9 protein-coding genes and 1 pseudogene are annotated in these 7,696 nt (G+C 64.0%); 7 read left to right on the top strand and 3 right to left on the bottom strand.

The genetic code is table 11. The features are described 5' to 3' along the window. Positions 1–177, top strand: a pseudogene (locus SE92_RS37120) (DUF308 domain-containing protein); the annotation flags it as partial. Between the two features lie 147 nt (positions 178–324). Continuing rightward, complete coding sequence (locus tag SE92_RS12775; RefSeq protein ID WP_063196019.1) at positions 325–744, top strand: Ros/MucR family transcriptional regulator; 420 nt, start codon at positions 325–327, stop codon at positions 742–744. A 297-nt stretch (positions 745–1,041) separates the two neighbouring features. Here SE92_RS12775 and SE92_RS12770 read toward each other — a convergent pair whose 3' ends face one another. After that, positions 1,042–1,941 (bottom strand): AraC family transcriptional regulator, encoded by a 900-nt coding sequence (locus tag SE92_RS12770; RefSeq protein WP_063196018.1) that lies wholly within the window; start codon positions 1,939–1,941, stop codon positions 1,042–1,044. A gap of 96 nt (positions 1,942–2,037) precedes the next feature. Between SE92_RS12770 and SE92_RS12765 the strand changes: the two genes are divergently transcribed. Then, positions 2,038–2,787 (top strand): SDR family oxidoreductase, encoded by a 750-nt coding sequence (locus SE92_RS12765; RefSeq protein WP_063203496.1) that lies wholly within the window; start codon positions 2,038–2,040, stop codon positions 2,785–2,787. A 180-nt stretch (positions 2,788–2,967) separates the two neighbouring features. On the opposite strand, the gene SE92_RS12760 is transcribed toward SE92_RS12765, so the two are convergent. Both SE92_RS12760 and SE92_RS12755 read right to left on the bottom strand, forming a co-directional pair. Next, positions 2,968–3,396 (bottom strand): SufE family protein, encoded by a 429-nt coding sequence (locus tag SE92_RS12760; protein ID WP_063196017.1) that lies wholly within the window; start codon positions 3,394–3,396, stop codon positions 2,968–2,970. A gap of 70 nt (positions 3,397–3,466) precedes the next feature. Continuing rightward, the gene (locus tag SE92_RS12755; RefSeq protein ID WP_063196016.1) at positions 3,467–3,901 is read right to left on the bottom strand and encodes a DUF5330 domain-containing protein; all 435 of its coding nucleotides are present in this window, start codon (positions 3,899–3,901) and stop codon (positions 3,467–3,469) included. A 408-nt stretch (positions 3,902–4,309) separates the two neighbouring features. Between SE92_RS12755 and SE92_RS12750 the strand changes: the two genes are divergently transcribed. From SE92_RS12750 to SE92_RS12735, 4 genes are all read left to right on the top strand, one after another. After that, a complete protein-coding gene (locus SE92_RS12750) occupies positions 4,310–6,175 on the top strand; it encodes a sensor histidine kinase (protein ID WP_063196015.1) in 1,866 nt (621 codons plus the stop codon). Further along, entirely contained in the window at positions 6,168–6,872 is a 705-nt protein-coding gene (locus SE92_RS12745; protein WP_063196014.1) for a peptidoglycan-binding domain-containing protein, read from the top strand. The genes SE92_RS12750 and SE92_RS12745 overlap by 8 nt, the downstream gene beginning before the upstream one ends. A 156-nt stretch (positions 6,873–7,028) precedes the next feature. After that, on the top strand, positions 7,029–7,238 hold the full coding sequence (locus SE92_RS12740; RefSeq protein ID WP_063196013.1) for a hypothetical protein: 210 nt from the start codon (positions 7,029–7,031) through the stop codon (positions 7,236–7,238). A 53-nt stretch (positions 7,239–7,291) separates the two neighbouring features. Next, positions 7,292–7,636, top strand: coding sequence for a DUF1491 family protein (locus SE92_RS12735; protein WP_063196012.1), 345 nt, complete (start codon positions 7,292–7,294; stop codon positions 7,634–7,636). The last annotated feature ends 60 nt before the right edge of the window (positions 7,637–7,696 follow it).

Raw genomic sequence — 7,696 nt, 5'->3', positions numbered from 1 at the left:
GAGCCGGCGCCGCCAGCTGTCGAGCAGCCGCCAGTGACTGTGCTCAAATCCGGAATCGTCGATGGCATGGCCTATTCGCTCTATTCCGACGGCTCGATCGAAGCGCAGATGCCGGAAGGCATGATGCGCTTTGCCTCGATCGACGAGCTGCGCGCCCATCTCGACCAGCGCGGCTGAAGCGGCAGCGCCCAAGTAAAGCGGCACCTCTCAGCTGTAATCAGCCCATCCTGGTCAGTTGTCGTATTTCAGCCGAACGTATTGTTGACACGGAATACTTCGCCGTCGTCTATCGCGTGAGGCGCAAGGTGGAGAGAGGGCGGGCCCATGTCGGATGCCGGGGCTAAGAATTTCATCGAGCTGACGGCGAGCATCGTGTCGGCCTATCTCAGCAACAATCCGACGCCGGCTGCCGAGATTCCGAACCTGATCAGCCAGGTGCATGGGGCTCTGGTGCGGGTGTCGTCAGGCCGCACCGAGACCGTGCCGCTCGAACCCGCCAAGCCCGCGGTGTCGCTGAAGAAGTCGATCGCGCCCGATTATCTGGTCTGCCTGGAAGACGGCAAGCGCTTCAAGTCGCTGAAGCGCCATCTGCGCACGCAGTACAACATGACGCCCGAGCAATACCGCGAGAAATGGGGCCTGCCGGCCGACTATCCCATGGTCGCGCCGAACTATGCGGTGGCGCGCTCGCAACTCGCCAAGCAGATGGGCCTCGGACAGCAGCAGCGGAAGAAGGGGAAGTAGTCCTATAGGTGCTCACTTTACACCCTTGCTCTCAAGGGACTAGGGCCACCGCCAGAGCTGCCGGTCAGCAGTTGCAAAATCTTGAACAGTGGGCGCTCCGATCCGTGATCTCACAAGCCGCCGTTCGGGGCGCACGTCGGGACCACGCTTATCGGCTGCCCGTCGGACTGAGCTGTTGTGCCAAAACTAGGTTGTGAGATGCGCCGGGCTCGCCCGGAGGTCCGTTTTTGGCGGCGGGTGTGGTTAAACAGGCTATCGGCTTTTCGGAGCGGGTAGAAGGGCTCGCGGTGGATGGGCTCAGGCTGCGGCGCGCGCGAACTTGCCGGGCGGGCATCCGAGGCGCTTGCGAAACGCAGTGCTGAAGGCGCTGGCCGACTCGTAGCCTATCTCTTCTGCGATCCTATCGAGCGTCTTGTTGCCGCGGGCCAGAGCGTCCTTTGCGATCGCCATGCGCCAGCGCATCAGATACTCGATTGGCGCGCATCCCAACACTTCGCCGAACCGGGCCGAGAAGGCAGAGCGAGACATGCCCGCGATGCTCGCAAGGTCTGCCACTGTCCAGCTGGTGCGGACATCGGCATGGATCGCCTGTAGCGCGCGGGCGATCGCCGGGTCTTGCATCCCGCTCAACAGGCCTGCCGGTACAGCCTCGTTGCCAAGGCTGCGCCAGCGAAGCGCCTCGACCAGCAATGCCTCCAGCATGCGCTGAATGATCAGCTCTTTGCCGGGATAATCGGTGGCGCATTCCTCGGCTAGGAGATCGGTCAATCGTCCGAACCGCGTCGAGCGACCTTCCGATGCCGGGATGTGGATAAGCTCGGGCAGAAGCGACAGTAGGAGGGAACTGTTCACCCGCTCGAATGCAAAGCTCCCGCCCAACGCCGTGAAGTCGGGCGTACCATCGGGGTCGCCATGCCGGACGGCTTTGTCACTCGGCGTGACAGGCGTGCCGGGAATATGGGGTTCACTCGCCAGCGAGAAGGCGGGCGTGGTCGGCAGCAACAGAAAGTCTCCTTCAGCCAGAAGCAGCGGCTCCTTGCCATCGAAGGTCAGCCACGCCGCACCCGAGAGGATGATCGTAAAGCCAGGCAGGTCATGCGAGTCATAATGAACAGCCCAGCGCCCTTTTCCCGAGATCGGCTTCGACACCGCGGCACTCGGGCGCAACAAGGCGATCATATCGCTAAGCGGATCCATGCCTTTGGACGATCCATAAATAATCCTAGACTTTTAATTATAGATCGTATGGATCGCCCTGTCTATCTCTTGGCTATCGAAACCAAGGAGACTGACATGACCAAGACCATCCTCATCACCGGAACCTCGTCAGGCTATGGCAAGGTGATCGCCGAGCATTTCCTTGCACAGCATTGGAACGTGATCGCCACGATGCGGCGGCCCCAGGCGGCTAGCTTTGCTGGCGACACCAGCCGCTTGCGGGTTTTGCCGCTCGACGTCACCGACGAAGCGAGCATCGCGGCGCTGATTGAAACCGCTGGTCCGATTGATGTGCTGGTGAATAATGCTGGCATTGGCGCGGTCGGGGCGTTCGAGGTGACGCCGATGTCGCTGGTACGCCAGCTGCTTGAGACCAACACCATTGGCGTGATGGCGATGTGCCAGGCGGTCATCCCGCAGATGCGCGCGCGCCGCTCGGGCATCATCGTCAATGTAACCTCGAGTGTAACGCTCGGCGCTTTCCCGCTGGCTGCTGCCTATACCGCGAGCAAACAGGCGATCGAGGGCTTCGCCGGCTCGCTTGCCCATGAGCTCGCCTACTTCGATATCGCGGTGAAGCTGGTCGAGCCCGGCTACGCCCCCACCACCAACTTCGGCGCGAACGCTATCATTCCGTTCGACCAGCTGCTCCCGGGCGAGTACGCCGATTTCGCCAAGCCAATCATGGAAGGCTTTGCCGCGCCGGCGTTGACCACCCGGGAAAGCGATGTGGCCGTAGGCGTCTGGAACGCCGTGCATGATGCAAACGGTCGGCTTCGGTTTCCCGCGGGGCCTGATGCCGTAGCACTTGCGGAAGCGCACTGACGGTCGTCCTATGCCGCGTCTCGGAACGGTACGGGACTATTCCTCCCGTGCCTGTCCTGAGACGCTGACGAAGCTGATTCCGCTCGGCCGCATGGGGCGTGGGGACCGGCGGCTGTGACGCCGGCGGCCGTCGCCGCTTGCATGCGCTTTAAGTTCGCACCAATGGGGAAGTCGTCCCCTCTACGACGCTTCCGCGAGTGCCTCTTTCGCGTCGGTCTTGATGCGCTCGACCATCGAGCGCAGGCCGTTGGAGCGCTGCGGGGTCAGATGATCGCGGAAGCCGAACTCGTCGAACACGGCGATCGCGTCGGTGTCGAGGATCTCCTGCGGCGTGCGGCCTGAATAGAGCGACAGCACGATCGCGACCAGCCCGCGCACGATATGCGCGTCGCTGTCGCCGCGGTACTTCAGGATCGGTGCGCCTCCAACGCGGTCGACCAGCTTCTGCAGCCAGACCTGGCTGACGCAGCCGTTGACCTTGTTGGCAGCGGAGTGTTCGGCCTCCGGCATCGGTTCCAGGGTGCGGCCGAGCTCGATGACGTACCGGTAGCGGTCGTCCCACTCGTCCAGAAGCTCGAAATTGTCCCTGATTTCGTCGATCGTCGTCATGCTGGCCCAAAGGTTCCGCTTCCCGGCAATATAGGGATGCGAGGGGCCGAAATCGATAGGGTTCTGGACGCTAATTCGCCGCTTGAGGGCCGCGCCATTCCAGCGCGAGGTCGTCCTGGCTCAGCGTGTCGTGCGGCGCTTCGCCCGATACGGCGTCCCCTTCGCCGACCATCGCGATCGAGCCGGTATGGTCGGGCGCCTTCTTGTCGTTCTTCTCGTTCTTGTCGTTGGTGATGTGTTCTTTCTTGTCGTTGATGATCTGGTAGATCTTGCGCGCGCCGTCCTGGGCACGCTGGCCGATGATGGTCGCGGCCTGTCCGCCGACCTCGCAGGCCGCCGGCTGGCGCTTGCAGAACTGGGTCATGTCGGAGACGGCCGCGGTCGCAGCCTGCACCGCGTCGGCGGCGCCGATCTGCGGCAGCTTCTCCGATTCGGGTGTCTTGTCCCTGGGCAGGAGCACCAGCACCAGCCCGAGCCAGAATGTGATGCGAAGCAGAAAGCGCATCTTGCGACCTGTACGTTCGATCCCGCCCGCGGCGATCTCCGCGGACGTCGGACCTAGCAACTCTCGATAAATCGCAAGTGATTGCCTTGAGCTTAATTCGCGGAAAATTTACGCAAAATTCTTCGGGACCGACGGTGTCGTAAATTTTCGATTGACGCCGGCGCCCGTGATTCTGCTGGCACGCATATCCACCAATTCGAAACCATGCCGGGATGCGTGAAACCCTGTGTTCACCATCCTCGCCGAAGACGTCGTCAAATCGTCTAAAAAGCCCCGCGATGTCCCGGCGCCCGTCCGCGCACAGCGTCGCCTTAGCACTCGTTTAAGGTCGCTCTGACACGGTGGCTCAACGACAAGGAGGCGTTCCGGCGCGTCTTCTAAAGACGATTGAGCCGAAGCGCGAGACCCGTGACAGTTTTGAGTATCATCCGCGATTGTCTCGATGCGCTGCTGCATCCCTCCGCGCGTTACGATGCGCTGATGCGTGCGCGTCATCGTGCCTTCATGGCGCCGCGGCTGCTGGGCAGCCTGGCGGCCTTTGCCGCATTCCCGGTCTATCTCGCCATGCGCGGCGCGCCGAGCGCAATCGAGGTCGCCGCCTTCTCATGGCTGATCGCGCCCATCCTGCTGTCCTGGTTCCTGTCGCGCACCGGCCGTTATGAGGGCGCGCATGTGCTGTCGTCGCTGGCGCTCGCCGGCCTGATCATGGCGGTCGCGGGCTCGACGGGCGGCATCGAATCATTCGCTGCGGTCTGGCTGATCGTGGTTCCCTTGGAGGCCGCGCTGTCGGCCTCGCGCCGCGTCACCGCCGTCGCGTCATTGCTCGCACTGTCCTGTGCGGGCCTCCTGATCCTCCTCAGCCAGCTCGGCTGGCTGCCGCCAGCAGAGACCAGCGCCGCAGAACGCGGCGTGTTGATGGCGTTCGGCGTCGCCTCGGCGACGCTCTATGCCGCGGGCCTCGCCTTCGGCGCGGAATCGCTCGCGCGCACCAGCGTCACGCTGCTGTCGCGCGAGGAGGAGCGCTATCGCCTGCTCGCGCGCAACATGAGCGACGTCGTTTCGCGGCATCAGCGCAACGGCGCGGTGCAGTTCATCTCGCCGGCCGCGGAGGCCATGCTCGGCATGCCAGTGGCGCAATTGCTCGGTCACGGCCTGTTCGACCGTGTCCACGTCGCCGATCGCCCGGCCTACCTCACCGCGCTGTCCGATGCCGCACGCGGCGAGGTGCGCCGCGTCGAGTTCCGGCTGCGGCGCGAGCTTGATGGCACCGAGCGCGGACAGATCGATTTTCTCTGGGTCGAGATGCGCTGCCGTCCGCTCGACCAGGATCTCGGCCAAAATCCTCTTAGCGACGTCACGCGCGAGATCGAGGTCGTTGCCGTGATGCGCGACGTCACCGGTCACAAGCTGTCCGAGCAGGCACTGGATCAGGCGCGCAGCGCCGCTGAAGCGGCCGATGCCGCCAAGACGCGCTTCCTCGCCACCATGAGCCACGAGCTGCGGACGCCGCTCAACGCCATCATCGGCTTCTCCGAGATGATCGCGCAGGAGCAGACCCTGATGCTGGGCGCAGCCCAGCGCAAGGAATATGCCGAGCTCATCAACGATTCCGGTCAGCATCTCTTGTCGGTCGTCAACGGCATCCTGGACATGTCGAAGATGGAGTCGGGCAATTTCGAGATCGCGTCCGAACCGTTCGCGCCGCGCGCCTCGCTGATGCACTGCTGCAATCTCCTGGCGCTGAAGGCGCGGGAGAACGGCATCGACCTCGTCACCGACGCGCCGCAGGATCTGCCGGTCATGACCGGCGATCCCCGGGCCTTCAAGCAGATCGTGCTCAATCTCGTCGCCAACGCCATCAAGTTCACCGAGCGCGGCGGCCAGGTTTCCGTGTCCGCCGCGGTGACCGGATCGCAACTGACGTTGCGCATCGGCGACACCGGGGTCGGCATCGCGCCCGACGACCTCAAGCGCATCGGCGCGCCGTTCTTCCAGGCAGGCAAGACTTATCAGCGCCGTCACGAAGGCACCGGCCTCGGATTGTCGATCGTCAAGAGCCTCGTGGCGTTGCATCTGGGCGAATTGACGGTACAAAGCAAGCTGGGGGAGGGCACCGCCGTCACGGTCAAGCTGCCGCTCGTCTACACGCCGCCGCAAGTCAAGCCGGCCGAAAGCAAGATCGCGACCTTGACGCCGGTGCTGCGCCAGGAGGCGCAAGACCAAGCTCATGACCAAACTCAGGACCAACCCGCTCTGGTGAAGAAAAGTGCCTAAGAAGTCTGCCAAGGACGAAGCCGCGCCGCGCCGCGGTGGCGCCAAAGCCGCGGTTGTCGATATCGAGACCGAGCGCAACCTCGTCATGCGCGTGCTGCTGCACAGTCCCAAGGACACGCTGGCCGGCCTCGTCGCCGTCGCTGCGATCGCTGCGATCGTCGCCAATGCGCTGTTCCTGCAGACCGGCCGGCATCCCGCGCCGATGTTCGGCACGGTGATCAATCTTCCCGCGCCGTCCTCGGTGCCGCTACCCAATCCCTTGCCGCGTCCGCGCCCCGTCGGCGCCGACACTTCGCCGCTTGAGCCGCGTGCGACCGAGTTCCGCGCCGAGCCCAAGCCGGCCGAGAGAGTTGTCGAGAAGCCGGCAGAGAAACCAGTCGAGGCGACTGCGTCGACGCGCGCGAACGATCCGATGACCAATCTGGTCAAGCAAACGACGTCGACGCCGCCGTCCGCGATGCGTCCGCCGGCCCCGATTCCCGTGCCGCAGAACCCGGCCGCGCGGCGGATCGCCGGCGTGCAGCGCGCGTTGTCCGAATATGGCTACGGCAATTTGAAGATCACGGGCACGATGAGCGGCGAGACCCAGTCCGCGATCCAGAAGTTCGAGCGCGAGCACAAGATGCAGGTCACCGGCCAGCTGTCCGACCGGCTGCTGCGCGAGCTCGGCGCCGCGATCGGCCATGCCGTCGAATAACACGCATTCCGCTGTCATTGACGCCGATCAATTCCGGCCATTACGCGCCGGCAGGCCATGGCGCGCGTCCCGCAGAATCGATTTGCTTGGGATCAAAGACGACCGGCGGATTCGGGGAACATGATCGCTCATCTTCAACGAAGAAGAGAGGGTGTCATGTTCAAGGTCTCGGTTCTGGTCTGGATCATGCTCGGCACGGTGCTGGCGGGCGTCAGTCTGATCGTCGTGCTGATGGTGCCGAGTTTCGCCGCCGATGCGATCAGGAACATCCCCTATGCGGTCGCCGTGGGGTTTGCGCTCGCGGTGCCGCTGTCATACTTCGTTGCGCTTCAGATCCGCGGCGGACAGGGCGTCAGCAAGGCGTGACAATCGGACGCTGAGGCTGGCGGCGCGCGTCGCACTGGCCTATCGTTCGACTCATGCGTTTGAAATCCAACATATGGGTCGCGGCTTACCTGCGCCGGTGCCAGACCGAGGGCGTGTTCGGCGCGGTCCGCCGTCGCGGCGCCGAGGAGGCGGGCGCGGTGTTCGTGAAAGTGTCGCTGCTCGACGGCCATGCGATGCTGTATGCGCCGGCGCCGCAGACCTCTTACGACGACGGCCGGCCCGTCGATCGCTTTTTCGTGCCGGTCGCGCCGCAGCCTCTGCCGGAGCACACCGTCGAGGAACGTCTCACCAAGGAAGTCCGCTTCGACCCGGACGCCTGGATCGTCGAGACCGAGGATCGCGCCGGGCGGCATTTTCTGGAATTGGCGAAGACGTAACGCGTGCTTCGATCGTGTCCCGGCTCTGCACGGCGACGCGTCAGCGTCGCCGTGCAGAGC

Source organism: Bradyrhizobium sp. AT1, from assembly GCF_001590795.1.
In the GTDB taxonomy this organism is placed as follows: domain Bacteria; phylum Pseudomonadota; class Alphaproteobacteria; order Rhizobiales; family Xanthobacteraceae; genus Bradyrhizobium.
The sequence above is the reverse complement of the archived record's forward strand: the minus strand, read 5'-3'. Positions and strand labels throughout refer to the sequence as shown.

Bases quoted from the DNA above. Each gene is read 5' to 3' on its own strand.
- SE92_RS12735 (WP_063196012.1), top strand. From the start codon at position 7,292: ATGCGTTTGAAATCCAACATATGGGTCGCGGCTTACCTGCGCCGGTGC.
- SE92_RS12770 (WP_063196018.1), bottom strand. From the start codon at position 1,941: ATGGATCCGCTTAGCGATATGATCGCCTTGTTGCGCCCGAGTGCCGCG.
- SE92_RS12755 (WP_063196016.1), bottom strand. From the start codon at position 3,901: ATGCGCTTTCTGCTTCGCATCACATTCTGGCTCGGGCTGGTGCTGGTG.
- SE92_RS12765 (WP_063203496.1), top strand. From the start codon at position 2,038: ATGACCAAGACCATCCTCATCACCGGAACCTCGTCAGGCTATGGCAAG.
- SE92_RS12740 (WP_063196013.1), top strand. From the start codon at position 7,029: ATGTTCAAGGTCTCGGTTCTGGTCTGGATCATGCTCGGCACGGTGCTG.
- SE92_RS12775 (WP_063196019.1), top strand. From the start codon at position 325: ATGTCGGATGCCGGGGCTAAGAATTTCATCGAGCTGACGGCGAGCATC.
- SE92_RS12760 (WP_063196017.1), bottom strand. From the start codon at position 3,396: ATGACGACGATCGACGAAATCAGGGACAATTTCGAGCTTCTGGACGAG.